Source organism: Micromonospora sp. CA-111912, assembly GCF_050948415.1.
Lineage (GTDB): Bacteria > Actinomycetota > Actinomycetes > Mycobacteriales > Micromonosporaceae > Micromonospora.
On the sequence record NZ_CP192007.1, the window covers coordinates 6,832,323 to 6,857,076 of the forward strand.

Below are 24,754 nucleotides of genomic sequence, written 5' to 3' on the forward strand. Positions count from 1 at the left end.
CCTCTCCACCGCGCTCGCCATGAACACAGCCGTGTAGAGGCGTGGGCGGGGCGAGGATGCACAGTTGATGCTGACCTCACCGTGCCAGTCACCACGCGGTGATCCGAGCAGGCGCCGATCGTGCAGGTGGTCGGAATGGCCAGCGAGTCGGCGGTGTAGCTGCCCGCGAGCCGGTTCTCCCGTACGAAGATCAAGTCGATCTTGTTGCCGAGGCCGCACGGCCCGCCGGTGTTGCCGTCCGCGACGGTGGTCTCGCCGTAGCCGACGCAGCGGGAGTCCAGGTCGTCCAGCTCCCGGTAGAAGCCGGTGTTGCTACTGCAGCCCGATCGCACCAGAGAGCGCGACGAAGGCGTACGAGGGGGTGCCGGGATCTTCGAATCGGCCCGCAGGCTGGTCGACGGTCGCCCGGTTCGATAGGTTAAGTCGACTATGGATGGACTAACGGAAAGCGGGGAGGACCGTTGCGCCAACCGACGGTTCGGTACCAGAACGAGCTCATGGACAGCGGACGGTGGGAGGGTTTTCCGCTCCGCGAAGGTGACATCGTGGTTTCGACCCCCGCAAAGTGCGGGACGACGTGGACCCAGACGATCTGCGCCTTGCTGATCTTCCAGACATCGGAGCTGCCGGCACGGCTGGACGACCTCACCTACTGGCTCGACATGTTGACTCGCAGCCGGGACGACATCTTCGCGTTCTACGAGGCGCAGCGGCATCGCCGTTTCATCAAGACTCATACGCCCTTCGACGGGCTGCCCATCCATGATGGGGTGACCTACGTCGCGGTCGGTCGGGATCCGCGGGACGTCGCGATCTCCTGGGACGCCCATTCCCAGAACGTCGCCCAGGAGGCCTTCGACGCGATGCTGGCGGCCAGCGGTAACCCGGCGCAGGAGCCCGCCGGTACGGCTCCGGCGCCTGCGGAGTCCGCGTACAACCGGTTCTGGGCCTGGCTGGAGGACACCAATGTGCAGGTGGGCCTGCCGTCGATGCTGCACCACCTGTCGGGGTTCTGGGCCGAGCGGGAGCGGCCCAACGTGCTGCTGCTGCACTACGACGATCTGAAGTCAGATCTTGAAGGCCAGATGAGGTTCCTCGCCGGGCGCCTCGGAATCGAGGTGCCGGAGTCGCGATGGCCGGATCTGGTACGGGCAGCGACATTCGACTCGATGCGCGGCCGGGCAGAGGCTCTGACCCCGGTCGCGGCGATGTGGAGCGATCCGAAGCGGTTCTTCAACCAGGGTGTCAGCGGCCAGTGGCGGGACCTGCTCGACGAAGATGACCTGCGACGATACGAGGATCGGGTCGCGAAGCTGGCCGAGCCCGACCTCATCGACTGGCTGCACCGCGGCCCCATCGTCCCCGCCCGCTGAACCTACGCCGTTATCCTCCTCGCTATCCCGCCTTGACCGTGTATCAGTTGGGGTTGTTGAAGTGCAAGGTCGTTCGTTGACTGGGTGTGGATTGTGGAGAAGTACTGCCCGGACGCGTTGTGGCACCTCGCGCAGCCGATGCTGCCCCCGCACCCCGAAAAGCGTCAAGGTGGTAGGCGGTCCCGTAGCGATGATCGTGCGACGCTCGCGGCGATTCTGTACGTGTTGGAGTCCGGCTGCTCCCGGCGCAAGCTGCCCGGTTCGTTCCCGGTGCACTGGCGCACCACGCACCGCCGGTTCGCCCAGTGGGTCGCGTCACCTACGACTACTGGATTTGGCTCGACGGCTACAACTCAACGCCAAGGGCGACGCGGTGGCGCAACGGTCGATCTTCGTACAGCCGGCGGGCTTGATCGTCCGAACGCAGCCACTCCCGGCACACCGCCCGGGACCGCGCAGATCCGTTGCGCGAGCCTAGTGTGCCCGGGTCAGCAGGGACGCGGCCGTGCTCAGTTGATGCTGACCGTCACCGTGCCGGTCACCACGCGGTGGTCCGAGCAGGCGCCGATCGTGCAGGTGGTCGGAATGGCCAGCGAGTCGGCGGTGTAGCTGCCCGCGAGCTTGCTCTCCCGTACGAAGATCAAGTCGATCTTGTTGCCGAGGCCGCACGGCCCGCCGGTGTTGCCGGCCCCGACGGTGGTCTCGCCGTAGCCGACGCAGCGGGAGTCCAGGTCGTCCAGCTCACGGTAGAAGCCGGTGTTGCTGGCGTTGTTGGCCACGTTAAGACTTGGCGCGTACCAGTTGTTCAGCCGGCCGTAGTGGGGCTGGGCGTTGAAGTCCCCGGCGATGAGCACCGTGTCACCGTTCGCCGCGAAGGCCTCCAGCCGGCTGCGCACCGAGTTCAGTTGCTGCACGTTGATCGCCGTGCCGTTGATGACCGTGTTCGACGGCGTGATGTGCGTGGCGCAGAACCGCAGGTGCGGGCGGGCGGACAGCGGGGCGCAGAGCAGGGTCCGCCGCTCGGCACTACCGTCCGACGGCAACGTGTAGCGGTTCGCCGCACCGAGCGCCGCCTTGCTGAAAATGGCGTTGCCGAACGCCTGCCCGTTGCAGACCGTGTCGCGGGACGACTCGAAGCGGGCGAAGTTGGTGGAGTCCTGCGGCCAGCCGGAGGCCCTGAGGTCGGCGACGATCGCCTGGTACTGCTGGTAGCAGAGCTCGTTGAGGCCGACGAAGTCGGCGCCCCGGGCGCGGATCGAGCCGGTCAGGGCCGGAATGAGGCCGTCGGTGGTCGAGGCCCGGTGCATGGTCCAGCCCGCGACGTTCCAGACCCATACGTCGTGTGTTGCCGTGGTGGCCGCCGAGGCCGGGGCCGCCGAGGTGAGGGCAAGGACGAACGCGCCGAGCACGGCGACACAGAGCCTCATCAACCGCATGCGTCTCCCCCATCGAACTGATCGTGGCCGATTGATTGGAGATGATGACACAGGCAGATCGATCAGGCGAGCCCGCAGTTCGTCCGACCGATCTTCTTCCGGCTGATCCGGGTGCACAAGGACTGGATCACCTACGACCACTGGATCTGGCTGGACGGCTACCAGCTCGACGCCAAGGGCGACGCGGCGGCGGCGCAACGGTCGATCTTCGTACAGCCGGCGGGGTCGGTCGTCGCGGCGGGGTGCTTGCCGCACTGATGCCCATGCTGGTCATGACTTGGCGAACCGGCACGCCACTAGGCTGAGCTGATGATCGAAGACCGCCGGCGGCCCTCCCGCCTCAGCGGTTTCCGGATCTGCTTCCTCGGCGGCGCCTTCTTCCTCGCGTTGCTGGCGGTCCTCCGGCCGATCACCCGCTACGAGGACTGCCCCAACTACGGCGGAAACGGCAACGCGAGCGCGTTCGCGAACCCCGCCTGGGACTTCTACCTGACGGCCCTGCTGTTCGGCTGGGTGTTCCTGGTCGTCCTGGAACAGACGTTGTCGATCACCCGGCGCGGACGTGGTCGCGCCGACTTCGCACTCCGGGCGGCCGGCGCGATCACGTTGGCGACGATCGCCTCGTGCGGCCTCTTCGTCAACGTCGCGGTGCTCTGCCACTGACCGACACGCCGGACGGGACGCCGGTACGCGACAGACGATCTTCGTGCTGACCGTCGGGCGCCGCCTGCGACACCGAACGTCACCGGCGGCGCCCCGAATTTCGGCTGATCGGCCCGGCGGCGGCCCGCAGCGCCCAGAAGTTCGACCGGTACTTCCGCTCGGCCCGGAACCCGTCCGAGACGACCCGCGGCGGCTACTCACCCCGCCCCACGTTCAGACGGAGCGATCCGCACGCCCGCCGGCCACCCCGAACATCACGGGTCAGGGCTGGAGAACGGCGCGTCGCCCGCTGCGCCGCTTGGCGGCGTACGGCAACACGAACATGTACAGGCCGGTGAACAGCAGCAGGGCGAGCGGGGGCAGCGGCAGGTAGAACACCCACTCGGGCAGGAGACCGCCCGCCGCCATGAAGCCGAGGATCACGGTCGCCGTGAAGGCGATGGACACCCAGCGGTGCGCCTGTCGAACCCATTTGTTCCAGTTCAACGTGACCTCCCCGGCTAGCGCAGTTCCTGGATGCGGACCAGGTTGCCCGCTGGGTCGCGGAAGGCGCAGTCGCGGGTGCCGTACGGCTGCTCGGTCGGCTCCTGGACGACCTCGGCGTCGCCGGCCTGCAGCTTCTCGAAGGTGGCGTCGAGGTCGGAGGTGGCCAGCATGATCCAGCCGTACGTGCCCTTGGCCATCATCTCGTCGATGACACGGCGCTCGTCGTCGGTGATACCGGGGTCGGTGGACGGCGGGGCCAGGAGGATGGACGTGCCGGGCTGGCCGGCGGGGCCGACCGTGATCCAGCGCATCTTGCCGCTTCCGACGTCGTTGCGGACCTCGAAGCCGAGGGTGTCGCGGTAGAAGGCCAGGGAGGCGTCCGGGTCGGTGTGTGGCAGGAAGGTCGTGTGAATGGTGATGTCCATGGCAATCAGGCTAGGTGCAGCGCCGTGACCTGCGCTTCTCGATTCCTGATCGGTCTGGTCACCTGTTTCGCCACGCACGACGGGATGCCCGCCGTGGTGCGCTCCGCCTCGCGGCGGTAGACGCTGGGCGGCACGCCGACCAGCTCGGTGAAGCGGGTGCTGAAGGTGCCCAGCGACGCGCAGCCGACCGCGAAGCAGACCTCGGTGACGCTGAGGTCGCCGCGACGCAGCAGCGCCATCGCCCGCTCGATACGCCGCGTCATCAGATAGCTGTACGGCGACTCACCGTAGGCGAGCCGGAACTCGCGGCTCAGGTGCCCGGCCGACATGTGCGCGCCCCGCCAGCACCTCGACATCCACCGGCTGTTTCCTCACCCACGCTGGCCTGCCCCTCGATCCCCCTCGACCTGACTGTTATCGATCTATACGATCCCTCTGTCGAAGATCGTCGATTGCCTGCCTCGGTGGGCTCGTCGGAGGTGAGTCCCCTGCGCCGCTTAACGCAGATCCTGGTCACTGCCATGGTTTCCTGTCTGGCCGTAGCCCTGTCCGCCGTACCGGCACACGCCGCCGCCCAGGTCAGGGTGTCTGTGCCCAGTGGGCTTCCGCTGAACATCCGTAGCGCCCCGGCTTTGAGCGGGGCGGTGACCGGCAGCCTCGCCAACGGCACCGTCGTCACCATCACCTGCTACGTCCGAGGGGATTCCGTCGAGGGCATCGGCGGTGTCACCAACATCTGGGACCGGCTCTCGGGCGGCGGGTGGGTCACCGACGCATTCCTGGAGACCGGATCGAACGGTCCCGTCGTCCCGCTCTGCGGGAGCTCCGCCCAGTTCAAGCTGCCGTTCCCCGCCGGACGTGCCTACACGATCACCCAGGCGGCGGGCAGCAGCTTCTCCCACAACGATGCCTACAACCGGCACGCCATCGACTTCGGCATGCCGGTTGGCGTGCCGATCCTCGCGTCCGCTGCGGGCACCATCCGCTTCGAGGGCTGGGCGACCGGCGGCGGCGGGATCATGGCACTCGTCGACCACGGCAACAACCGATGCTCGCAGTACGCACACCTGAGTGCCACCATCATCAATACCGGTAACCGCGTTGCGCAGGGGCAGCGGATCGGAACATCGGGGGCGACCGGCAACGTAACCGGCCCTCACCTGCACTGGAACATCGTCAACTGCGACTCGCAGACCAGCCGCGAGATCCCCAACAGCGTCGAGGTTGGCACCAGGTACGTGGTGGGTAGCGCTCCGGTCAGCAAGAACGGCTGACCGGAGCCGCCGAAGGAGCCCGAGCAGAACGTCGGTGGCCGCCAGGCTGGCGGCCACCGACGTCTGCTCGCATGAATGGTGACGTCCATGGCAGTCACGCTAGGTACGGCTCTGGGCCGGCGCTTCTCGCTTCCTGATCGGTCTGGTCACCTGTTTCGCCAGGCACGACGGCATCCCCGCCGTCACGGCCGTCGCCTGTTGCCGGTAGACGCTGGGCGGCACGCCGACCAGCTCGGCGAAGCGGGTGCTGAAGGTGCCCAGCGACGCGCAGCCGACCGCGAAGCAGACCTCGGTGACGCTGAGGTCGCCGCGACGCAGCAGCGCCATCGCCCGCTCGATCCGCCGGGTCATCAGATAGCTGTACGGCGACTCACCGTAGGCGAGCCGGAACTCGCGGCTGAGGTGCCCGGCCGAGATGTGCGCGCCTCGGGCGAGCGCCTCGACGTCCAGCGGCTGCGCGTACTCCCGGTCGATCCGGTCGCGGACGCGGCGCAGCCGCGCGAGGTCGAGCAGGTGCTGCGCGGCGGTGGGTCTGCTGGTCACCTGCGCGATCCTGCCACCCCCACCGTGCGTCACCCAGCACCGCCGACGCCGGTCAAGATCTAGACGATCGAGATCTTGGAAGAATCCGGCCCCCAGAGGGGCCATTTCGTTCCAAGATTCGCGTTGACGGGCCGGGATACTGGGGGCGTGCGGGGGGATATCGAGTTTGAGCAGGCCGTGGAGCGGTTGTATGGCGCCTTCGCGCGCCATTTGTTGCCGGGCGACATGACCGCCTGCGAGCACTGCGTGGATCAGGCCGAGGTGGCGCTCTTCGCGCGTACGCCGCTGCGGGAGCTGGCCCCGGGCCAGCTCGGCCCCTACCTGATGAACCCGGGCACCTGGGGGGACGAGACGGAGTTCCCGCACCTGGTGCCCCGGCTGCTGGAGGCGTACGCGACCGGCGAGATGGAGCACTGGCTCTGGCCGGACCGCGTGACCCGCCGGATCAGCGGCCGGTGGCAGGACTGGCCGGCCGCGGAGCGGGACGCGGTCGAGCACTTCGTCCGCGTCTGGTGGCACCGGACCCTTGGCGGGTACCCGTCCGTCACGCCCGCGCAGGACCTGCTGGATGCGGTCGCGGAGCTGGGGGTCGACGTCGGGCCGTACCTGGCCGAGTTCGCGAGCGTCCCGGGGGAGGCCCCCGCCCGGCATCTGGCCGACGTCATCAGCGACTGGGCGTACGGCAGCTCCCTGCGCGACGGCGCGCAGGAGTCGATGCAGCGCTGGCTGGTCGGGCCGACGCCGGTCGACGTCCTGCTGTCCGCAGCGGTTGCCTCGGCCAGCCCGGAGATCGCCGCCGAACTGGCCGACGCCGCCGAGCACGCCCGCCTCATCGGGGAGAGCCTGCTCGCGGAGGGCGTGCTGCCGGACGCCGTCCCCGAGCGCTGACCGAAACGCACCCAAGGCCGGGAGGAGTCAGCCCGTCGCGCGGCAGGCGGCGTCGATGCGGTGCAGCGGGCGGACCCGGCGTCCGAGCCCCTCCAGCAGCGAGTCCTCCACGTGGAAGTCGTGCACGCGCAGCCGGTGCCGGGGCAGTTCCTCCTCGCTCGGGCAGAGCACCTGCGCCTTCACCTGGTCGATCGGCACGTACCGCACGCCGCCCTGCTCCTGGAGCAGCACCATGTTCACGTCGTCGACGACGACCACGTGGCCGCGTACGTCCTCCATCGCGCCGGACTCGGTCTGCACGGTGCTGACGGTCAGCGGGAGCACCGGCGTGCTGATCACCGGCAGCGCCGCCCACACCAGCATGACCAGCACGGCGGCCTCGGTGGCTGAGGCCAGCGGCCGGATCACCGCCCCGGGCAGCGGCCCGGCGATGCCGAGCGCGAGCACCGGCGGGACGACGAGCAGCGCCATGACCAGTTGTTCCCGCTGCTGCCAGGCGTCCAGCAGGGTCGGCGTCAGCAGGAAAAGGTACCCGCCGAGCAGGGCCGCGACGATCAGCACCCGGGCCGCGCGCAGGTCGTGCAGCCGCTCCGGGCGGAGCTGGAACGCGGCGGCGAACGCGGGCAGCAGCAGCGGCAGGTAGAGCAACGGCCAGGTGATCAGGGCGAGCAGGAAGCTGGCCAGCACGAACCAGGCCGGGGTGATGTCCGCCCAGCGGGCGAAGAGCGGGCGGCGGTACCCGGGCAGCCGGTCCACGCTCACCCCGAGGACCGCGCCGAGGGCGAACACCGCGACCAGGCCGGTGGAGAGCAGGCGGGCGGCCGTGGTGAGGAAGCCGGCGAGCAGGTTGACCGGCCCGACGTTGGCGACCAGCAGCAGGGTGGTCTGGAGCTCCCCGCCGGCCTCCACGCCGAGCCGGAGCACCGAGAACACGGCGGGCACGGCCACCACTGCCGTCCAGAAGGACTGGCTGGCCCGGGCCCGGCGCTCGTCCAGGTGCCGCGCCTCGCCGGCCCGGGGCGTCGGCGTTCCGGCGTCGACGTCGACGCCGGTGACGGGCGGGGCGGTCATTACCGGGGCGCCTTGTCGTCGAAGTCCACCAACTCCGGCACCTTGAGCGGCGGGGGCTGCACCTTGGGCGCCCTCAGCCACGGCCCGAGGGTCTGGTGGTACGCGGTGAGCCAGGGGCTGCTCAGCCCCTTACGCCCCTGCTGGTAGCTCTTGTCGAGGAAGAACGCGACGAGGTCGCGCAGCGCCGGGTCGCTGATCGGCACCCCGACGCCGATCTGCTCGCTGGTGCCGAAGGGCATGTCGATGATCGTGAAGTCTTTCGGGTGCTTGGAGAGGAATCCGGCGAGGATGGTCTCGTCCGAGCTGACCGCGTCGTAGCGCCCCTCGAGGATGCCGTCGATGCAGTCGCCGACCTCCTTGACCACGAACACCCTGATCTGGTGCCTGCCCAGCTCGGCCTCGGTGGTCGAGCCGCCGCTGGTGCAGACCTTGTAGCGGGGGTCGCGCAGGTCCTCGATGGTGTGGATGCTGTCCTTGAGCCGGGTCGGGACCATCGCCTCCTGGGTCGTCACCAGGTACGGCCCGGCGAAGCTGACCAGCTTCTCGCGTTCCTCGGTCATCGAGAAGGTGGAGACCACCAGGTCGACCGCCCCACCCTGGAGGGCGGGAATGCGGTCCTCCGTGGCCACCGGCACCCACTCGATCCGCTTGTCGCCCTCGTAGCCGAGCTGGGCGGCGATGTACCGGGCGATCTCGACGTCGAACCCGCTGTAGGTGCCGCCGTGCAGCTCGCCCATCAGCGGGCCGGTGGTGGAGACGCCGATCTTCAACGTCGGCTGGCCGTAGATGTGCGTCTTGCTCAGCGTCTCCTTCACGGACGGGATCTGCGGCTCCTGCCGGCTGTCGCAACCGGCGGCAGCGGCAAGGGTCAGGGTCAGCGCGACCGCCAGGGTGGTGGCGACCGAGCGGACCCGGGACCGGCTGAGGAACATTTTCATCGGCGACCTCGCTGACGGGTGCCCTGCGGGACACCGAGAGTAGCGGCTCACGTCCATCCACGTGGTCATCCGTGCGGCCAGGCCCGGGGGTACGACGGACGCCCGATCGCCGCCGTACCCCCGGTTGTCCTCAACGGACGGTCAGCGAGCCGATCCCGGGCAGCGGGGCCACCACCGGCGGCAGCCGCTTCGGCTCGCCCCGGGCCGGGGCGCCCCGGTTGGCCAGGGCGCTCTTGGACGCCGGGGCCCGCTCGGCCGCCGCCTCCCCGGGTTGCTCCACGAACGGCTGGATGTCACCGACGCAGACCTTGCCCTTGACCGGCAGGGTCCCCCTGATCAGGTAGGCGTCGATCGCGCCGGTCGCGCACGCCGAGCTGCCGTACGCGGTGTGCCCCCAACTGTCGCTGCTGAGCAGGCGGCTGTTCGGCAGCAGCGCCGCCGAGCCGACCGCGCCCTGGTAGTTGGTCGCCGGGTCCCAGTAGTTGCCGACCACCAGCACCGGGGCGCTGGTCCGCCTGGTGAACGGGCCCGTGTAGGCGTCCTCGTCACGGACCGTCCAGGTGTTGCGGGCGCACGACGCGGTGCCCCAGGCCCAGAGCCGGCCGAAGTACGGTGCCCGCTCGTCCTCCTTGGCGGCCAGTGCCGGCCAGGCACCGGCGTCCTTCGGGTGGTACGCGTCGGTGCAGTCCACCCCGAGGAACGTCTCCAGGCCGTTGTTGTACGGGAAGTCGTACCCCCTGCGGACCTGCTGGCCGGCGGTGGCGGCACGCCGGGCGATCGCCGTCCGGGCCTCGGCGCGGCGGGCGGCGGTGGCCGCCGCGGGGTCGGTGAGCACCAGCAGTTCGGCGGTGATCGCGACGATGTCCTCGTAGCCGGACGGGCTGTAGAGGGCGTTCAGCGCGACACCGACGAAGTCGGCGTAGCCGACCGTGAACGCCTCTCCGGAGTCCGGATCCTCGATCACCACCGGCTTCTTGCGCAGGCGCTTGGCCACCAGCTCGAACGAGGCGACCGGGTCGCCGGCCGCGAGCGGGCAGGCCGCCGTACCGGCCTTGTCGCAGCGCACCAGGATCTCACGCAGCGCCGCGTACGCGCCGTCGGCGCTGCGCAGCCGGGTCTCCTGGAGCTGGTTGCGCGCCTTGCCCTGCCCGACCCAGGCGTTCGGGTTGAGCACGCCGTCGACGACCAGGGCGCGGACCCGGTCGGGGAACATGTTGGCGTAGTACTGGCCCAGGGCCGTGCCGTAGCTGAAGCCGAGGTAGGTCAGCTTCGGGTCGCCGACCGCCCGCCGCAGCACGTCCATGTCCCGGGCGACCTCGGCCGTGGACATCGCGCCGGTCAGCGGCTTGCCGGTGGTGGAGCAGCCCTTGCCGACCGCCTTCGACGCGGCCACGTACGCCTTCTCCTCGGCCTTCGTCCACGGGAAGGCCACGTTCAACCCCGCGTACGCCTTGGTCTGCTCCTTGACCGACGGGAAGCACCGGACGTTCTGGCTGGCCGCGACGCCGCGCGGGTCGACGCCGACGATGTCGAACCGGTCCAGCAGGTCGTCGCCGAGGAAGTACGGCGCGGCGAGCGCGATGTCCGTCCCGGAGCCGCCGGGGCCACCCGGGTTGACGAAGAGGCTGCCGATCCGGCGCTGCTGGTCGCGGGCCTTGACCCGCAGCACCGCCACCTCGGTGGTGGCGCCGGTCGGGGAGTCGTAGTCGCGCGGAAGGTCGACGGTGGCGCACTCGGCGTAGTCGTAGCAGGCGTACCAGTCGAGCTTCGGGGTGGGCACGCGATCGACCCGCCGGGCCTCGACCGGGTCGGTCCGGTCCGACGTGGCCGGACGACCCCAGCCGGTGGTCTGCGGTGCCGCCGAGGCGGGCGCGAGCGCCGTTCCGGCGAGGACGACGCCGGCGATTCCTGCTGCGGCCAGGGACCGGGTTCTCCGTGGCATGCGGTTGCCTTCCGGTGGGGAACAGGACGCGTCGAGAAAGCCTCGACATGCGTCACTCTAGGGACCCGAGCCCAGGAGTACCGCCCACAAAAGGCCCAGGAAAGGGTCATTTCCCCGACTGTTGTAACGGATTCCGCGGCCTTGACGCTGTACACGGCGCTCGTCCACTGTAAGCCGTGTGTGGTTTCCGGAGTGCTTGACGACCAGCCGCCACGGATCAGTCAGGGGATGAGGACGACCTTGCCGAGGTTCGCGCGAGCCTCGATGATGCGGTGTGCTGTCGCAGCATCGGCGAGGGGTATCTCCGCGTGTATGGCGGCACGTAGCTGAGCCGTTCGGTTGAGTTGCCACAGTTGCTGATGGTGTTGGTCGTAGAGTTCGCGGTGGGTCTGGGCGAAGTGGGCCATGGCCAGCCCTGTGATGGTCTTGGAGCCGGCGAGCAGTTCGTAGGCGGGTACGGTGCCGCCCCCGGAGCTGAAGAAGACGAGGCATCCACCAGGGCGTAGTGCTGCCACGGCGGGGCGGAGAAGGTCACCTCCGACGCCGTCGAGAACGACGTCGACGGGGTCCCCCCAGTTGTCGCTGCCGTACGTGACGACGTGGTCGGCACCGAGGCCGTACAGGAAGTCGGCCTTGGCTCGGGAGCTGACGGCCGCCACGACCCGTCCGGCTCCCCTGTGCCTGGCAAGCTGGATCGCGAGGTGGCCCACCCCGCTGGCCGCTCCGGTGACGAGCACCGAGTCGGCGGGTGTGACGCGGGCGGCGGCCAGGGCGGCGAGCGCGACATGCCCGCTGCGTACCAGCGCCACCGCCTGTTTCGCGCTGGCATCGTCCGGGATGCGGCTCGCCATGAAGGCCGGGGCGAGCACTTCGTCGGCGTAGGAGCCGGTGAAGGTCAACGAGGTGACGCGATCACCGACTGCGAAGCCGGACACCTGCGAGCCGATGGCGATCACCCGGCCGGCGATCTCGCCGCCGAGGATGCCGGGTAGTGGCGCGCCGTCGCCGCCGTCTCGGACCTTGCGGACCACGGGCAGCGTCACGCCGATCGCCTCGGTGCGCACCAGGAGGTCGCCCGGCCCCGGCTGAGGGGTGGGCGCCGATTCGAGGCGGAGCACCTCCGGGCTGCCGTGCTGGTAGTAGCGGACTCGACGCATGCCCCCTCCAGACTGTTGGGTGTACCCCACAGTATCGGATATCCTTGGGGAGTCCCAACGGATAGGTAGCATGGAGGGGTGACAGACGGTTCGCAGGCTCCCGCACGTATCCGCACCCTGCCCAGTTGGCTGCTGGGTCGCGCCGCAGCTCGTGGTCACCGGCTCGTGGCCGAGGCGTTGGCGCAGGCGGGGCTGAGAATGATGCACCACGCGGTGCTCTGCGCCGTGGCGGAGCGGGAGCCGGTTTCACAGGCCGACCTTGGCCGATCCCTGCGAGTTGACCCCAAGGACATGGTCGCGATCCTGAACGACCTACACGAAGATGGCCTGATCGTTCGGGCTCCCGACCCGGGCGACCGGCGAAAGAACGCCGTATCCATCTCTGAGGCCGGCACCCGGCTCCTGCGGCGCACCCAGAAACTCGGCGACGACGCCAACGACCAACTGACCGCCGCTCTTACCGCAGCTGAACGCGAGCAACTCGTCCAACTGCTCGAACGCATCGTGTCGCCAGTCGAAGCCTGTCAACCCTCGGACGAGACGCCTGGTCGATGACGCCCTCCGCCGCGCTTCGCGTCCGGCTGCGCCGTCGTCCACTGCGGAAAGGGCATCCGGCCGTTCGGGCGAGCGCCTGGAAGGCCGGCGGCCCGGGACGGCGGTTGACACGCGCGCCGGCTGCGCCATCCTTGACGGGTGACCCGATTTCCTCGGCCCGACGCGCTCGCCGGGGCGGTCGCCGCCTCGGTCGCGGCGCTCACCCTGCTGGTAACGCTGGCCTGGTGGCGTCCGCGCAGCATCCTGGCGGTGGTGCTCGCCCTGCTCTGTGTCCTGCTGGTGATGGTCGCCGGGGTGTTGGTGACCGAGGCGCGGCAGCCCCGCGAGCGCCCAGGCGACGGGCCGGCGGAGTGGCCGACGCCGGGGATCGCCGGCCTGGGCGGCGTCGACGCGGACACGCTGGAGGCCCTCGACAGCCGGAGCGCGCTCCGGGCGGTCCAGGAACGCCGCCGGCGCACGGGCGGGGTCAGCGACCGGTGAGGGTCGGCTCGTCGAGCCCATCGACGCCGCGCCCGGCCAGGCAGCGGTACGTCCGGTCGGTGTCCGCTTCCTCCGGCGGCAGCACCTCCAGGTGCCAGCCGCTGGTGTACGCGATGCCGCTGGTCAGCCGGAACGTCACCGCGTTGCAGACCCGCCGCACGGCCGGGTCGGCGCTGACCTGGGCGTGTCCCGCGTCGACCAGGGTGGCGGGCAGCTCGCCGGCCGCATAGGTCTCCCAGGTGTGCCGGCCGTCGCAGGGCAGCCGGGGGGCCTCGGCCCGGGTGCCGCGCACCCGCACCGGCCCGAAGCACTCCAGCTCGGCGACGCACCGCGCGCCCGTCGGCAGCCCGCCGGTTCCCGGCGAACCCGGCACGCAGCCCGGCAGCGCGCCCCACGGCGCGATCGTCGACGTGGCGACCGCGCTGGCGACCGGCGTGGGCCTCAAGACGGCCGGGGCGCCACCGGCCACCCAGGCTCCCCCGCCGGCCGACGCGGCCAGCGCGAGCGCCCCGGCCCCGCCGAGGAACCAGCGCCGCCGCCAGCGCCGGCCGGACGTCGTCGACACGGTGGGGTGGTCGTCCTCGACCGGGGGACGCGGGGCGGGCCGGCCCGGCCGGCTGGTGCCGTACAGGCCACCCGAGGTGGACGGGCTGCCGGTGCTGGTGCCGGTCGTCGGGCCGGACGGGCCGCCGGACACGGGAGCCCCGCTGACCGGCGCGCTGACCGGGTCCAGCGGCAGGGCGGCGAGCAGGCCGCGCAGCTCCACCGCGGACGGGCGGGCACCCGGGTCGTTCGCCATGCCCGCCCGGAGCACGTCGAGCAGTTCCTCCGGCGCCCCTGGCAGCCCGGGGATCGGCTGGTGGAACAACTCCAGCACGGTGACCAGGCTGGGATTGCGCTCGGACTGCCAGCGGGGCGGGCGACCGTGCATCACGGCGTAGAGGGTGGCGCAGAGGGCGTACACGTCGACCGCGGGCGACGGCGGGCTGTGGTTGAACATCTCCGGCGGCGCGTACGCGGGGGTGAGCACCTCCAGGGTGACCGACGCGTCACGCACCTCGGCCAGCACGGCGAGCCCGAAGTCGGCCAGCACCGCCGGATTGAAGTGGGAGTGCAGGATGTTCGCCGGCTTGACGTCGCGGTGCAGCACCCCGTTGGCGTGCGAGTGGGCCAGCGCGTCGGCGATCTTCACACCGAGGTCGCGGGTCTCCGCCGGGCCCAGCGGCGAGGTGCGCATCCGCTCGGCGTACGACCCGTCGCACAGCTCCATGATCAGGTAGGGGTGCCGGTCGACGGTGACCCCGACGTCGAACAGGTCCACCACGTGCGGGTGCGACGACATCCTCCCGGCCGCCCGGGCCTCGCGCAGGAACCGGGCCTGGTCCCGGTCGTTGTCCAGGGTGCGGTTCTCCACCTTGACCGCGACCTCGCGCCCGACGGAGATCTGGGTGGCCCGGTACACGGTGGCATAACCACCCCGGGCAAATGCCTCCAAATCGGTTAGACCGGGCACGATGGGCAGCCGCAGGGCGCCAGGCGAGGTGTCGGTCACTGTTCGAAAATACCCAATGGCTCGGCTGCTCAGCGGTTCGCGCCAGCGGGCGGGACGACACCGTCCACCGCGCCCGACCGGTCACCGTTCGTGGCCGGTGGCATCGCAGCAGGCCGGCGGGCGTCCCAACGCAGGGCCACGGCGGTGGCGACCGCGCCCAGCCCCTCCCAGAGCGCCACCGTGAAGAACCGGCCCGGCGCGATGTCGGCCAGCACCGCGATGGTGAACACGGTGAAGGTGACCAGCCGGAAGAAGACCGTGAACCGGTAGAAGGGCCGCCACTCGGTGGCCGTCGCCAGCAGGTAGTAGACCCCCATGTTGAACGACGCCATGGAGGACGCCGTCAGGAAGGTGCCCGTGTAGTCACCGGCGGCCCGGCTCTGCGGCACCTCGAAGCCGAGCATCCGCAGCTGTGCCTCCGGCCAGAGCAGCCCGAGCGCGCCCATCAGCAGCGCCAGGACGCCGAAGACCGCGATCGTCCAGCCGGCACTGGAGCGTGGCAGCCTCATCGCGTCCTCCCCAGGACCGGCACGGTCGCCACAGTGGACCGCCACCCGAAATGACACCGTAACCGGTGCCACCCGCCGTCGCATCGGCGGAACCGGCAGACTAACCGACCCGGGAGCCGGCCGTCCGGCGGGACGCGACGCCGAACGCGACGAGGCCCGCCGCGACGCGCCGAACGCACCGGACCGGCGTCTCACTCACCCCCGCAGGCGGACCCGCAACGCGTCCGCCGCCAGCCGCTCGCTGCGCTGCTCCGTCGCGTACGCCAGGCGGACGGCCTCCTCGGCGCTGGCCAGCGCCTCGGCGGGCCGGCCGCAGGCGGCCAGCGCCTCGGCCAGCACGCTCGCCGCGATCACCTGGCTGCGCACGTCCTCCGCCGGGACGGCGACCGCCCGGTGGGCCCAGTCCAGGGCCTGCTCGTGCTGGCCGTGGGCGAGCAACGCCGAGGCGTACCGGGCCATGGTCTGACGGCGGGAGAACAGCAGCGACGGCGCGTTCGTGGAGGCGGTGGCCACCGGGGCGAGCAGCCCCACGGCGGTGGCCGAGTCACCGGCGGCCAGCCGGGCGGTGGCCAGCAGCACCCGGGGGCCCACCTGAGCGGGCGCCTGCGGGTTGTGCGGCTCGACGGCGGTCAGCACCGCGCGCGCCGAGCGCTCGGCGGTGTCGCAGTCGCCCATGTCCAGCGCCACGAAGCCGCGCAGCGTGCCGGCCATCCCGGTGAGCAGCGGGTGCGAGGTCCGTTCGGCGTACGACATCGCGTCGCCGAGCAGGTCCGCGGCGTGCTCCGGCTCGCCCAGCCCCCGGGCGACCACCCCGCGCGCCACCAGGGCGAAGCCCTGCCCCCAGTCGTCGGAGACCTCGGCGAAGTCCCGGTACGCCCGGCGGGCCGCCCGGTCGGCCTCGGCGATCTCGCCCAGCTCCGCGCCGGCGAACGCCTCGACCGCGCGCAGCGTGCCGACCGCCCACGCCTCACCGACCCGCTCGCCGAACGGGAGGAAGACCCGCGCGAGCCGGCACGCCTCCCCCAGCCGGCCGGCGAGCAGCCGGGCGAACGCCGTGGTGCCGCGCAGCCAGGCCCGCCCGTACGGGTCCTTCAACTCGGCGAAGAGCCGGGCGGCCCGGCCGAGCACCGCGTCGGTGCCGGCGAAGTCACCCCGGGTGGTGGTCACCCAGGCCAGGTTCTGCAACGACCACGCCTGCCCCCGCCGGTCCTGCGCGGTCAGGCTGACCTGGTACGACGCCGCGAGCCGGCTGCTCGCCTGCCCCAGCCGGCCGGCCACGAAGTCGGCCATGCCGAGCCGACGCATCGCCGAGGCGCGCAGGGCCGGCAGCTCACCGGCCGTGGCCACCTGCAACGCCTCCTGCCAGCAGGCCGCCGCCCGGGCCTGGTCGCCCTGGGCCTGGTGGGCCTGCCCGGCGAGCAGCAGTGCGCTGGTCCGGGCGACGGCGTCGTCCCCGGCGTTGGCGGCGATCTTCTCCGCGTAGGCGAGCGCGTCGGCCGCCCGGCCGACCTGGAGCAGGGCGCGGGCGTGCGCCACCCGGTCGGCCGCCGACAGCCCGTCCCGGGCCAGCTCGGCGGCGCGCTCGGCGTACTCGACGGCCACGGCCGGCTCCCCGGCCTGCAACGAGCGGCGGGCGGCCCGGCCCAGCGCGGTCACCCCGAGCGTGGCGACGGTGCGCGCCGGCGCGTCCGGGCGCAGCTTCACCGCGTCGGCGAGCGCGGCGGCCCGCTCCACGTGCTCGGCGACGAACGCGTCCCGGGCCGCGTCGGTGAACCCGCCCGGGGCGGCGGGCCCGCCCGGGCCGCTGGGCGCCGCCCAACGGGCCAGCGCGGCGTGCCGCTCGGCCAGCTCGGCCTTGCTCACCCCGGAGTACGCGGCCTCCCGCATCAGCGGTGTGGCGAAGGAGTACCCGGTGCGGGTCCGGTGCAGCATCCGGCGTTGCAGCAGCTCCTCGACGGCCCGGTCGAGCTCCACGGCCACCACGGCGGCCGGCCGGCCGGCCCACCCGGCGCGCTGCTCGCGCAGCGCCTCCAGGGCACCCGCCGGCACGGTGTCGCCGACCACGGCGGCGTCCCGCAGCACCGACCGGGCGTCCGGCGGCAGCGCGTCGATCCGGGCGGCGAGCACGGCGGCGAGGTCCCGGGAGAGCAGCCGGCTGCCGAGCGAGCCGGGCGCGAGCCGCCAGCCGGCGTTGGCGGGGGCGGACCGGTCAGCCACGGCGGTCAGCGCGCCCCGCTCCATCAGCAGGGTGACCAGCTCGGCGAGGTAGAACGGATTGCCCTGGGCCGTGATGAGCAGCCGGTCGGCGTCGGGCTGCGGCAGCTTCCCGCCGCCGAGGTAGCTGGTGAGCAGCCGGGCCGCGTCGGCGCCGCGCAGCGGGGGCAGCGCGTGGACCTCGGCGTCCGCCACCCGGGTCAGCGCCCCGGCGGTACGCACCAGCTCGGGGCGGCCGAGCAGGAGCACCAGCACCGGGCCGGTGATCCGGGACAGGGCCAGCCCGAGCGCCCGGATGGTCTCGGCGGTGGCGTCGTGCAGGTCGTCGACGATCACCACCAGGGGCGCCTCGGCGGCCAGGGCGCTGAGCAGGTCGGCCACCGCGTTCGGCACGGCGTCCGCGTCGACGGGCGGCTGGGCGGAACCCCACTCGCCCTGGTCGGCCGGGCTGCCGGCGGGCAGGTCGGCGTACCCGAGCAGGGCCAGGAGCTGGTCGACGGCGACCGGGGCGACGTCGTCGCCGAGCCGGCCGAGGCGGTTGCCGAGCCGGCGCAGCCGCTCCTCCACGGCCGGGCGGGTCAGCGCGGTGGCCGGGTCGTTGGGCAGACCGACGGCGGCCCGGACCAGGTCGGCCAGGGGCGCCAGCCGGCGGCGCTCGCCGAACGCGGCGCAGCGCACCGAGAGCACCCGGGCCCCGGTGTGCGCGGCGTACCGGCCGGTGCCGACGTCGTAGCCGGCGGCGAGGCGTTCCACCTCGGCGGAGAACCGGGACTTGCCGATCCCCGCCTCGGCGGTCATCAGCAGCACCCGGGGCTCGCCGCGGTCGATCACCTCGGCGAGCCGGCCGGCCACCCGGCCGACCTCGGTCTCCCGGCCGACGAACGGCGCCTCGTCGCCGAGGCCGGACCGGGTGCCCGGCGCGTCGAGCAGGCCGAGCAGCTCGTACGCCTCGACCGGCTCACGCTTGCCCTTGAGCCGCAGCGGGCGCAGCGTCCGCCAGGACGCCACGTGCCGGGTCGCGGCGGAGGTACGGGCTCCCGCGTAGATCGCGCCGACGGCGGCGGCGTCGGCGAGCCGGGCGGCGGTGTTCACGGTGTCGCCGATGACCGTGTACTCGATCGCCGCCTGGATGCCGGCGATCACGTCGCCGGTGTTCAGCCCGACCCGCAGGCCGAGCGGCGCACCGCCGCCCCGCTCGTCGTCGAGCACCCGGCGCACCGCCCGCTGCATGGACAGCGCGGCGCGGACGGCACGTTCGGCGTCGTCCTCGTGGGCGACCGGGGCGCCGAAGACCGCCATGATCCCGTCGCCGGTCAGCTTGTCGACGTGCCCGCCGAAGGTCTTCACCGCCCCGGCGAGGGAGGCGAGCACCCGGTCGGTGACCGCGCCGACCCGCTCCGGGTCGAGGTCCTCCGACCAGGAGGTGAAATCGGACAGGTCGCCGAAGAGCACGGTGACCACCCGCCGCTCGGCGGTCGGCAGGGCCGCGGCGGCCGGCAGGGCGACGCCACAGTTGTGGCAGAACCGCGCCCCCGGGACGGCCAGCGTGCCGCAGACCGGGCAGGTCACGGCCGCTCCACCCCTTCCGGGGCGACCCCCAGGTACTCCAGCTGGGCCCGGACCGACCACTCGGCCGCCCACCACAGCGAGCGGTCCACGTCGGCGTACACCCGCGCCACCACCTCGGGCGCGGTGGTGACACCCTCGGCGACCGCCCGCCGGACCTGGTCGAGCCGGGCGCGGCGGTGGGCGAGGTAGAACTCGGCGGCGACCCCGCAGTCGGCCAGCGCCGGGCCGTGCCCCGGCAGCGCCGGCACCCCCCGGTACGTCGACAGCAGCTCCAGGCTGGTCAGGTAGTCCCCGAGGTGCCCGTCCGGGTGGGCGACGACGGTGGTGCCCCGGCCCAGGATGGTGTCGCCGGTGAGCACCACCCGCTCGCCGTCGTGCTCCACGAGGAAGCAGATCGAGTCGGCGGTGTGGCCCGGCGCGGGGAGCGGCCGGATGACCAGGCCCGCCTGGTCGAGGTCGCCGCCCGGGTCGAGCGGCGGCCCGCCGTGGCTGTGCGCCGGGTCGACGGCCCGCACGGGCGCGCCCCCGAGCAGCTCGCGCAGCCGGGGCGAGCCCTCGGTGTGGTCCGGGTGGCCGTGGGTGATCAGCACGGTGGCGACCGGCCCGTGCGCCGCGATCGCGCTCAGGTGCCCGTCGTCGGCCGGCCCGGGATCAACCACCACGGCCGGCTCGCCGGGCCCGGACCGCAGCACCCAGGTGTTGGTGCCGTCGAGGGTCATCGGCCCCGGGTTCGGCGCGCGCAGCAGCGTCACCCACCCGGGCAGCTCGCCCGCCAGCGCCCCCACGGCCGCCGTGATGTGCCCCGTCATGTCAGCGATCGTACGACCCCGCCCGCCGCTCCCCGCGATCTTGCACTTACGGCCCAGGATTTGTGCCCGTTCACGGCTTTCATCCGGGCCCTGAGTGCATGATCGCGGGGAGCCGCGGGGGATCAGGCGACCTCGACGATCAGCTCGACCTCGACGGGGGCGTCGAGGGGGAGTTCGGCGGCACCCACCGCGGAGCGGGCGTGCCGGCCGGCCTCGCCGAAGACCGCGCCGAACAGGTCGGACGCGCCGTTGATCACGCCCGGCTGGCCGGTGAAGCCCGGGGCGCTCGCCACGAACCCGGTCACCTTGACGATCTTGACGACGTTCTCCAGGCCGACCAACGCGTCGACGGCGGCGAGGGCGTTCAGGGCACACCGCTGCGCCAGGTCCTTGGCCTGCTCGGCGGAGACCCCGGCGCCCACCTTCCCGGTGGCCAGCAGCTTGCCCTGTGCCACGGGGAGCTGCCCCGAGACGTAGACGTGCTGCCCGGACTGGACGGCCGGCACGTAGCTGGCCACCGGGGGCGCCACCTCGGGCAGGGTCAGCCCGAGCTCGGCGAGCTTGGCGTGCGGTCCGTTGCTCACGTCGCTCACGCCTTCGGGCGCTTGAGGTACGCGACGAGCTGCTCCGGGTTGGGTCCGGGGACCACGGACACGAGTTCCCAACCGTCCTCACCCCAGTTGTCGAGGATCTGCTTGGTCGCGTGGACCAGCAGCGGCACGGTCGCGTATTCCCACTTCTGCATCTGCGCAGGGCTCCCTAGAAGGCGGTGAACTTTCCGCCCAGCCTACGATCCGGCGCCGCCGGGCGGCGCGGGACGCTGCTCCGGGGCGGCCGGCGGTTCGCCGCAGGGCCCCCCGTGGTCATACCGCTGGGGGCAGCGGGACCGGTCGGGCAGCAGGAGGTCGCAGAAGACCCGGTGCCGGTTGTTCTGGTCGTCGGCGGTGGAGACGGTGGTCTCGCCGGCGTCCAGCTCGGGCAGGAAGCCCAGCGAGATCGCGACCTTGCCGGCCAGAGCAGCCGCCGCCGCCAGGTCTGCCACCCGGATCGGCAGGTGGATGACGTACCCCGGTTCCTCCTCGTCCCGGGAGCGCTCGGCCGGGCGGCTCAGGGTCCGCAGCATCTCCCCCGGGTCGGTGAGCCGCCGGTAGGACCGTTCGTTGAACGGCAGGCCCGTGACCGGTCCCTCCTCGCCCGCAGGGCCGGTCCCGCCCCGCCGGGCGCTGCCGCAGGACGGGAACTGGGCTCGGGAGATGTTCTCGGTGTCGCGCATGTACTGCCTCCGGGCCTCGCACCTGATCAAGTCGTCACCATGTGGCTCGGACATCTGCCGATCCGTCCCCCGCGCCGGCACGAACGTAGGACCGATTCCCGACAGGAACAACGGGACGCGCATGTCCGGACACCTCAAGTCACATATGCGACAGATCGGGGGTCCGGTACCGGATGGCGGGGATCGGCACTCCATGATCGATGCACCGCCCCGCCCGGCCCGGGGACCCACCCGCCGGGCCGTTCACCGCTACCCTTCCGACGGACGACGCGCACGGCCCGTCCGCCTTCGTTCGACCAGCCCTCGCGTCCGCGCGACGACGACGGGCCGCACCCCGGGGGATCGACATGACCCAACCGCCCGACGACGGCGCCACCGGCACGCCCAGCGGTCCGCCTTCCGGCGACCGCGCCCCCGGCCCGCCCGGCCAGGCCCCACCCGGCCACCTCCCGCCCGGCCAGGCCCCGCCCCAGCAGGCCCCGCCCGGCACCACACCCGGCCCGATCGGCGGACCCGCCCAGTTCGGTGGCCCACCCCAGTTCGGCGGCCCACCCCAGTTCGGCGGCCCACCCCAGTTCGGCGGCCCACCCCAGTTCGGCGGCCCACCCCAGTTCGGGGGACCCGCCCAGTTCGGTGGCCCACCCCAGGCCGGTGGCCCACCCCAGGCCGGTGGCCCACCCCAGGCCGGTGGCCCCACCCAGTTCGGAGGCCCACCCCACTTCGGGGGACCCGCCCAGTCCGGTGGACCCACCCAGTTCGGGGGCCCACCCCCGGCCGGTGGCCCGGCCCAGTTCGGCGCGCCCGGCGGGCCGGGTAGCCCGGTGGGCGCGTTCCCGCCGCCCCAGCCGGGCTACCCGCCGTACCCCGCCACCGCCCCGGCGGCGCCGAAGAAGCGGCGCGGCGTGCTGATCGTCTCGATCGTGGCCGCCCTGGCGCTGTTGCTGTGCGGCGGCGGTGGAACCGCCGCCTTCCTCACCCTGCGCAACGCCGAGAGTGGCGAGGGCGCGAAGGAACCGGCCGAGGCGGTGGACGCCTTCCTCATCAGCGTCTACCGCGAGCGGGACGCGAAGAAGGCCGCCAGCCACGTCTGCGCCGCGTCGCGGGACGACAAGAAGATCGCCGCGAAGGTGGCGGAGGTGCGCGGGTACGTCGAGCAGCACAAGAGCTCCCGGTTCTCCTGGCCCACCCCGAAGGTGGACAACCAGACCGGCGACCGGGCCACGGTCAGCACCAAGGTGACCATGACCACGTCCGACGAGAAGGTCACCGACCAGGACCTCCGTTTCACGGTCGTGCGGAAGACCGGCTGGTGGGTCTGCGAGATCGCCTGACCGCTCGGGCGACGGGGCCGGCCCGGACCACCGGGGGCCGGCCGCCGTCGCCCGGGCCGCCGGGTGGATAGGCTCGACGGGTGCGAGCAGCTGAACGGCGGGCCGACCCGACCGGTGCCGAGTGGCCGGCACGCCTCCACGTGGTGACCGGCAAGGGCGGCACCGGCAAGACCAGCGTGGCGGCGGCGCTGGCCATGGCGCTGGCCACCGAGGGCCGGCGCATCCTGCTGGTGGAGGTGGAGGGGCGGCAGGGCATCGCCCAGCTCTTCGGCACCGACCCGCTGCCGTACGCCGAGCGGCACCTGACCACCGCCCCTGGCGGCGGCGAGGTGTGTGCCCTGGCGGTGGACGCCGAAGAGGCCCTGCTGGAGTACCTCGACATGTTCTACAAGCTCGGCGCCGCCGGCCGGGCGCTGCGCAAGTTCGGCGCGATCGACTTCGCCACCACCATCGCCCCCGGCCTGCGCGACGTGCTGCTGACCGGCAAGGTCAAGGAGGCCACCACCCGCACCGCCGGTCAGCGCCGGGTGTACGACGCGGTGGTGCTGGACGCGCCGCCGACCGGGCGGATCGGCCGGTTCCTCAACGTGACGGCGGAGACGGCCCGGCTGGCCAAGGTGGGCCCGATCAAGACCCAGAGCGAGGGGGTCGCCGCGCTGCTGCGCTCCCCGATGACCACGGTGCACGTGGTGACGCTCCTGGAGGAGATGCCGGTTCAGGAGACCGTCGACGCGATCGCCGAGCTGACCCAGCTCGGCTTCCCGGTGGGCCGGGTGGTCGTCAACGCGGCCCGGCCGCCGCGACCCGCGGGCCGGGCGGTGAGCGCGGCGGAGCTGAAGCGCGGTCTGGTCGCCGCCGGGCTGCCCGCCGACCGGAACACCGTCGCCGGGCTCGCCGCCGAGGCGCGCGACCAGCAGATCCGCCGGGAGTTGGAGGACTCGCTCCGCACCGAACTGGTCGAGTTGGGGCTCACCCTGACCGAGCTGCCGCTGCTGCCCGACGGGGTCGACCGGGCGGGCCTCGAGACGCTGGCCCGGGCGCTCGTCCGGGCGGAGTGACGCACACTGCAGCCAGCACGGCGCGGAGATCCCCCGAAGCCCGATACGCTCGATTGGTGCCTTCCGAAGACGCGGCGCCGCAGCTGGACGTCGACCAGATCCTCGCCGACCCCGGCGTGCGGATCGTGGTGTGCTGCGGGGCGGGCGGGGTGGGCAAGACGACCACCGCCGCCGCGCTCGCGCTGCGGGCCGCCGAGCAGCACGGTCGGCGTACGGTGGTGCTCACCATCGACCCGGCCCGCCGGCTGGCCCAGTCGCTCGGCCTGACCGAGCTGGACAACACTCCCCGCCAGGTCAAGGACATCGACGTCGAGGCCAGCGGGGGCGAGCTGCACGCCATGATGCTCGACATGAAGCGGACCTTCGACGACGTGGTGCTCCAGCACACCGACCCGGCGAAGGCGGCGGACATCTTCGCCAACCCGTTCTACCAGGCCATGAGCTCCACGTTCGCCGGCACGCAGGAGTACATGGCGATGGAGAAGCTCGGCCAACTGCACGCCCGGGGCGAGTGGGACCTGATCGTGGTGGACACCCCGCCGTCCCGCTCGGCGCTGGACTTCCTGGACGCGCCGGCCCGGCTGTCCCGCTTTCTCGACGGGCGGATGCTGCGGCTGCTGCTGGCGCCGGCGCGCAGCGGGGGCCGGAGCATGTTCAGCCTCGTCACCGCGAGCTTCGGCATGTTCTCGAAGGTGGTGCAGAAGGTGCTCGGCGCCCAGCTGCTCACCGACCTGTCCGGCTTCGTGGCCGCGCTGGACTCGATGTTCGGCGGATTCCGGCAGCGGGCCGAGCAGACGTACCGGATCCTGCAGGCGCGGGAGACGGCCTTCCTGCTGGTCGCGGCTCCGGAGCCGGACGCGGTTCGGGAGGCGGCGTACTTCGCCGGGCGGCTGGGCGAGGAGCGGATGCCGCTGGCCGGCCTGGTGCTCAACCGGGTGCATCGGCCGGCGTTCGACACCCTGGACGCGGCGACCAGCCTGGCCGCCGCCGACCGGCTGGCCGAGGCCGGCGGGCACTCCGGGACTGTCGACGTGCTGCGGGCCCACGCCGCGCTGGCCCAGCAGGCGCACCGCGAGCAGCGGGTGGCGGCCCGGTTCAGCGAGGCGTTCCCGCAGGTGCCGGCGGTGTCGGTGACGGCGCAGCCCGCCGACGTGCACGACATCGACGGGCTGCGGACGATCGGCGCGGCGATCAGCCGGCCGTGACCG

General features: G+C 72.5%; 26 protein-coding genes and 2 pseudogenes. 11 read left to right on the plus strand and 17 right to left on the minus strand.

Features of this window, described 5'->3' with window-relative positions:
- Positions 1-80: 80 nt before the first annotated feature.
- Positions 81-317 (minus strand): annotated as a pseudogene (locus ACQPZO_RS29135) (endonuclease/exonuclease/phosphatase family protein); the annotation flags it as partial.
- A 180-nt stretch (positions 318-497) separates the two neighbouring features.
- On the opposite strand from ACQPZO_RS29135, the gene ACQPZO_RS29140 reads away from it, so the two are divergent.
- Positions 498-1,373: a sulfotransferase domain-containing protein gene (locus ACQPZO_RS29140; protein ID WP_433345244.1), complete on the plus strand. Its 876-nt coding sequence runs from the start codon at positions 498-500 to the stop codon at positions 1,371-1,373.
- 138 nt (positions 1,374-1,511) lie between these two features.
- Entirely contained in the window at positions 1,512-1,982 is a 471-nt protein-coding gene (locus ACQPZO_RS29145; protein WP_433351324.1) for a transposase, read from the plus strand.
- Here the strand turns inward: ACQPZO_RS29145 and ACQPZO_RS29150 are convergent.
- Positions 1,883-2,809 (minus strand): endonuclease/exonuclease/phosphatase family protein, encoded by a 927-nt coding sequence (locus tag ACQPZO_RS29150; protein ID WP_433345246.1) that lies wholly within the window; start codon positions 2,807-2,809, stop codon positions 1,883-1,885. The two genes, ACQPZO_RS29145 and ACQPZO_RS29150, sit on opposite strands and share 100 nt — an antisense overlap.
- A 57-nt stretch (positions 2,810-2,866) precedes the next feature.
- On the opposite strand from ACQPZO_RS29150, the gene ACQPZO_RS29155 reads away from it, so the two are divergent.
- Positions 2,867-3,067 (plus strand): hypothetical protein, encoded by a 201-nt coding sequence (locus ACQPZO_RS29155; protein WP_433351326.1) that lies wholly within the window; start codon positions 2,867-2,869, stop codon positions 3,065-3,067.
- A 51-nt stretch (positions 3,068-3,118) separates the two neighbouring features.
- Entirely contained in the window at positions 3,119-3,472 is a 354-nt protein-coding gene (locus tag ACQPZO_RS29160; RefSeq protein ID WP_433345248.1) for a hypothetical protein, read from the plus strand.
- Between the two features lie 261 nt (positions 3,473-3,733).
- Here the strand turns inward: ACQPZO_RS29160 and ACQPZO_RS29165 are convergent, their stop codons facing one another.
- The 3 genes and pseudogenes from ACQPZO_RS29165 to ACQPZO_RS29175 form a co-directional block, all read right to left on the minus strand.
- A complete protein-coding gene (locus ACQPZO_RS29165; protein WP_433345250.1) occupies positions 3,734-3,958 on the minus strand; it encodes a hypothetical protein in 225 nt (74 codons plus the stop codon).
- A gap of 14 nt (positions 3,959-3,972) precedes the next feature.
- Positions 3,973-4,383 (minus strand): VOC family protein, encoded by a 411-nt coding sequence (locus tag ACQPZO_RS29170; protein ID WP_433345252.1) that lies wholly within the window; start codon positions 4,381-4,383, stop codon positions 3,973-3,975.
- Between the two features lie 5 nt (positions 4,384-4,388).
- Positions 4,389-4,749: pseudogene (locus ACQPZO_RS29175) on the minus strand (helix-turn-helix transcriptional regulator); the annotation flags it as partial.
- A 98-nt stretch (positions 4,750-4,847) separates the two neighbouring features.
- Here ACQPZO_RS29175 and ACQPZO_RS29180 point away from each other — a divergent pair.
- Positions 4,848-5,657, plus strand: coding sequence for a peptidoglycan DD-metalloendopeptidase family protein (locus tag ACQPZO_RS29180; RefSeq protein ID WP_433345254.1), 810 nt, complete (start codon positions 4,848-4,850; stop codon positions 5,655-5,657).
- Between the two features lie 99 nt (positions 5,658-5,756).
- Here the strand turns inward: ACQPZO_RS29180 and ACQPZO_RS29185 are convergent, their stop codons facing one another.
- Positions 5,757-6,200 (minus strand): helix-turn-helix transcriptional regulator, encoded by a 444-nt coding sequence (locus ACQPZO_RS29185; protein WP_433345256.1) that lies wholly within the window; start codon positions 6,198-6,200, stop codon positions 5,757-5,759.
- Positions 6,201-6,347: 147 nt separating this feature from the next.
- Between ACQPZO_RS29185 and ACQPZO_RS29190 the strand changes: the two genes are divergently transcribed.
- A complete protein-coding gene (locus ACQPZO_RS29190; RefSeq protein ID WP_433345258.1) occupies positions 6,348-7,088 on the plus strand; it encodes a hypothetical protein in 741 nt (246 codons plus the stop codon).
- A gap of 27 nt (positions 7,089-7,115) precedes the next feature.
- Here ACQPZO_RS29190 and ACQPZO_RS29195 read toward each other — a convergent pair whose 3' ends face one another.
- The 4 genes from ACQPZO_RS29195 to ACQPZO_RS29210 form a co-directional block, all read right to left on the minus strand.
- On the minus strand, positions 7,116-8,159 hold the full coding sequence (locus ACQPZO_RS29195) for a hypothetical protein (protein ID WP_433345260.1): 1,044 nt from the start codon (positions 8,157-8,159) through the stop codon (positions 7,116-7,118).
- The gene (locus ACQPZO_RS29200; RefSeq protein WP_433345262.1) at positions 8,159-9,097 is read right to left on the minus strand and encodes a transporter substrate-binding domain-containing protein; all 939 of its coding nucleotides are present in this window, start codon (positions 9,095-9,097) and stop codon (positions 8,159-8,161) included. Before ACQPZO_RS29200 ends, ACQPZO_RS29195 begins: the two co-directional genes overlap by 1 nt.
- Positions 9,098-9,227: 130 nt before the next feature.
- A complete protein-coding gene (locus ACQPZO_RS29205) occupies positions 9,228-11,039 on the minus strand; it encodes an alpha/beta hydrolase (protein WP_433345264.1) in 1,812 nt (603 codons plus the stop codon).
- Positions 11,040-11,260: 221 nt separating this feature from the next.
- A complete protein-coding gene (locus ACQPZO_RS29210) occupies positions 11,261-12,196 on the minus strand; it encodes a quinone oxidoreductase family protein (protein ID WP_433345266.1) in 936 nt (311 codons plus the stop codon).
- 78 nt (positions 12,197-12,274) lie between these two features.
- Here ACQPZO_RS29210 and ACQPZO_RS29215 point away from each other — a divergent pair, with 78 nt between their 5' ends.
- Positions 12,275-12,751 carry a MarR family winged helix-turn-helix transcriptional regulator gene (locus ACQPZO_RS29215; protein WP_433345268.1) on the plus strand — a complete coding sequence of 159 codons (477 nt, stop codon included), beginning with the start codon at positions 12,275-12,277 and terminating at the stop codon, positions 12,749-12,751.
- 138 nt (positions 12,752-12,889) lie between these two features.
- On the plus strand, positions 12,890-13,231 hold the full coding sequence (locus ACQPZO_RS29220) for a hypothetical protein (RefSeq protein WP_433345271.1): 342 nt from the start codon (positions 12,890-12,892) through the stop codon (positions 13,229-13,231).
- Here ACQPZO_RS29220 and ACQPZO_RS29225 read toward each other — a convergent pair.
- From ACQPZO_RS29225 to ACQPZO_RS29255, 7 genes are all read right to left on the minus strand, one after another.
- Positions 13,218-14,783 carry a serine/threonine-protein kinase gene (locus ACQPZO_RS29225; RefSeq protein ID WP_433345273.1) on the minus strand — a complete coding sequence of 522 codons (1,566 nt, stop codon included), beginning with the start codon at positions 14,781-14,783 and terminating at the stop codon, positions 13,218-13,220. The genes ACQPZO_RS29220 and ACQPZO_RS29225 overlap by 14 nt on opposite strands.
- Positions 14,784-14,812: 29 nt before the next feature.
- The gene (locus tag ACQPZO_RS29230; RefSeq protein WP_433345275.1) at positions 14,813-15,292 is read right to left on the minus strand and encodes a hypothetical protein; all 480 of its coding nucleotides are present in this window, start codon (positions 15,290-15,292) and stop codon (positions 14,813-14,815) included.
- Positions 15,293-15,487: 195 nt separating this feature from the next.
- Positions 15,488-19,075 carry an adenylate/guanylate cyclase domain-containing protein gene (locus tag ACQPZO_RS29235; RefSeq protein ID WP_433345277.1) on the minus strand — a complete coding sequence of 1,196 codons (3,588 nt, stop codon included), beginning with the start codon at positions 19,073-19,075 and terminating at the stop codon, positions 15,488-15,490.
- Positions 19,072-19,884 (minus strand): MBL fold metallo-hydrolase, encoded by an 813-nt coding sequence (locus ACQPZO_RS29240; RefSeq protein ID WP_433345279.1) that lies wholly within the window; start codon positions 19,882-19,884, stop codon positions 19,072-19,074. The genes ACQPZO_RS29235 and ACQPZO_RS29240 overlap by 4 nt, the downstream gene beginning before the upstream one ends.
- 122 nt (positions 19,885-20,006) lie before the next feature.
- Positions 20,007-20,468 (minus strand): RidA family protein, encoded by a 462-nt coding sequence (locus ACQPZO_RS29245; RefSeq protein WP_433345281.1) that lies wholly within the window; start codon positions 20,466-20,468, stop codon positions 20,007-20,009.
- Between the two features lie 5 nt (positions 20,469-20,473).
- Positions 20,474-20,629, minus strand: a complete 156-nt coding sequence (locus tag ACQPZO_RS29250; RefSeq protein ID WP_013736319.1) for a DUF4177 domain-containing protein — start codon at positions 20,627-20,629, stop codon at positions 20,474-20,476.
- 42 nt (positions 20,630-20,671) lie between these two features.
- Positions 20,672-21,157 carry a hypothetical protein gene (locus ACQPZO_RS29255; protein WP_433345283.1) on the minus strand — a complete coding sequence of 162 codons (486 nt, stop codon included), beginning with the start codon at positions 21,155-21,157 and terminating at the stop codon, positions 20,672-20,674.
- A gap of 347 nt (positions 21,158-21,504) precedes the next feature.
- Between ACQPZO_RS29255 and ACQPZO_RS29260 the strand changes: the two genes are divergently transcribed.
- The 3 genes from ACQPZO_RS29260 to ACQPZO_RS29270 all read left to right on the plus strand — a co-directional run bounded on the left by ACQPZO_RS29260 (position 21,505) and on the right by ACQPZO_RS29270 (position 24,751).
- On the plus strand, positions 21,505-22,488 hold the full coding sequence (locus ACQPZO_RS29260; protein WP_433345285.1) for an Rv0361 family membrane protein: 984 nt from the start codon (positions 21,505-21,507) through the stop codon (positions 22,486-22,488).
- An 80-nt stretch (positions 22,489-22,568) separates the two neighbouring features.
- Positions 22,569-23,546 (plus strand): ArsA-related P-loop ATPase, encoded by a 978-nt coding sequence (locus tag ACQPZO_RS29265; RefSeq protein WP_433345287.1) that lies wholly within the window; start codon positions 22,569-22,571, stop codon positions 23,544-23,546.
- Positions 23,547-23,599: 53 nt separating this feature from the next.
- Complete coding sequence (locus tag ACQPZO_RS29270) at positions 23,600-24,751, plus strand: ArsA family ATPase (protein ID WP_433345289.1); 1,152 nt, start codon at positions 23,600-23,602, stop codon at positions 24,749-24,751.
- The last annotated feature ends 3 nt before the right edge of the window (positions 24,752-24,754 follow it).

Coding starts and splice junctions, on each gene's coding strand:
- ACQPZO_RS29160 (WP_433345248.1), top strand. CDS start 3,119: ATGATCGAAGACCGCCGGCGGCCCTCCCGCCTCAGCGGTTTCCGGATC.
- ACQPZO_RS29250 (WP_013736319.1), bottom strand. CDS start 20,629: ATGCAGAAGTGGGAATACGCGACCGTGCCGCTGCTGGTCCACGCGACC.
- ACQPZO_RS29150 (WP_433345246.1), bottom strand. CDS start 2,809: ATGCGGTTGATGAGGCTCTGTGTCGCCGTGCTCGGCGCGTTCGTCCTT.
- ACQPZO_RS29240 (WP_433345279.1), bottom strand. CDS start 19,884: ATGACGGGGCACATCACGGCGGCCGTGGGGGCGCTGGCGGGCGAGCTG.
- ACQPZO_RS29230 (WP_433345275.1), bottom strand. CDS start 15,292: ATGAGGCTGCCACGCTCCAGTGCCGGCTGGACGATCGCGGTCTTCGGC.
- ACQPZO_RS29255 (WP_433345283.1), bottom strand. CDS start 21,157: ATGCGCGACACCGAGAACATCTCCCGAGCCCAGTTCCCGTCCTGCGGC.
- ACQPZO_RS29170 (WP_433345252.1), bottom strand. CDS start 4,383: ATGGACATCACCATTCACACGACCTTCCTGCCACACACCGACCCGGAC.
- ACQPZO_RS29145 (WP_433351324.1), top strand. CDS start 1,512: ATGCTGCCCCCGCACCCCGAAAAGCGTCAAGGTGGTAGGCGGTCCCGT.
- ACQPZO_RS29140 (WP_433345244.1), top strand. CDS start 498: ATGGACAGCGGACGGTGGGAGGGTTTTCCGCTCCGCGAAGGTGACATC.
- ACQPZO_RS29195 (WP_433345260.1), bottom strand. CDS start 8,159: ATGACCGCCCCGCCCGTCACCGGCGTCGACGTCGACGCCGGAACGCCG.
- ACQPZO_RS29210 (WP_433345266.1), bottom strand. CDS start 12,196: ATGCGTCGAGTCCGCTACTACCAGCACGGCAGCCCGGAGGTGCTCCGC.
- ACQPZO_RS29205 (WP_433345264.1), bottom strand. CDS start 11,039: ATGCCACGGAGAACCCGGTCCCTGGCCGCAGCAGGAATCGCCGGCGTC.
- ACQPZO_RS29260 (WP_433345285.1), top strand. CDS start 21,505: ATGACCCAACCGCCCGACGACGGCGCCACCGGCACGCCCAGCGGTCCG.
- ACQPZO_RS29200 (WP_433345262.1), bottom strand. CDS start 9,097: ATGAAAATGTTCCTCAGCCGGTCCCGGGTCCGCTCGGTCGCCACCACC.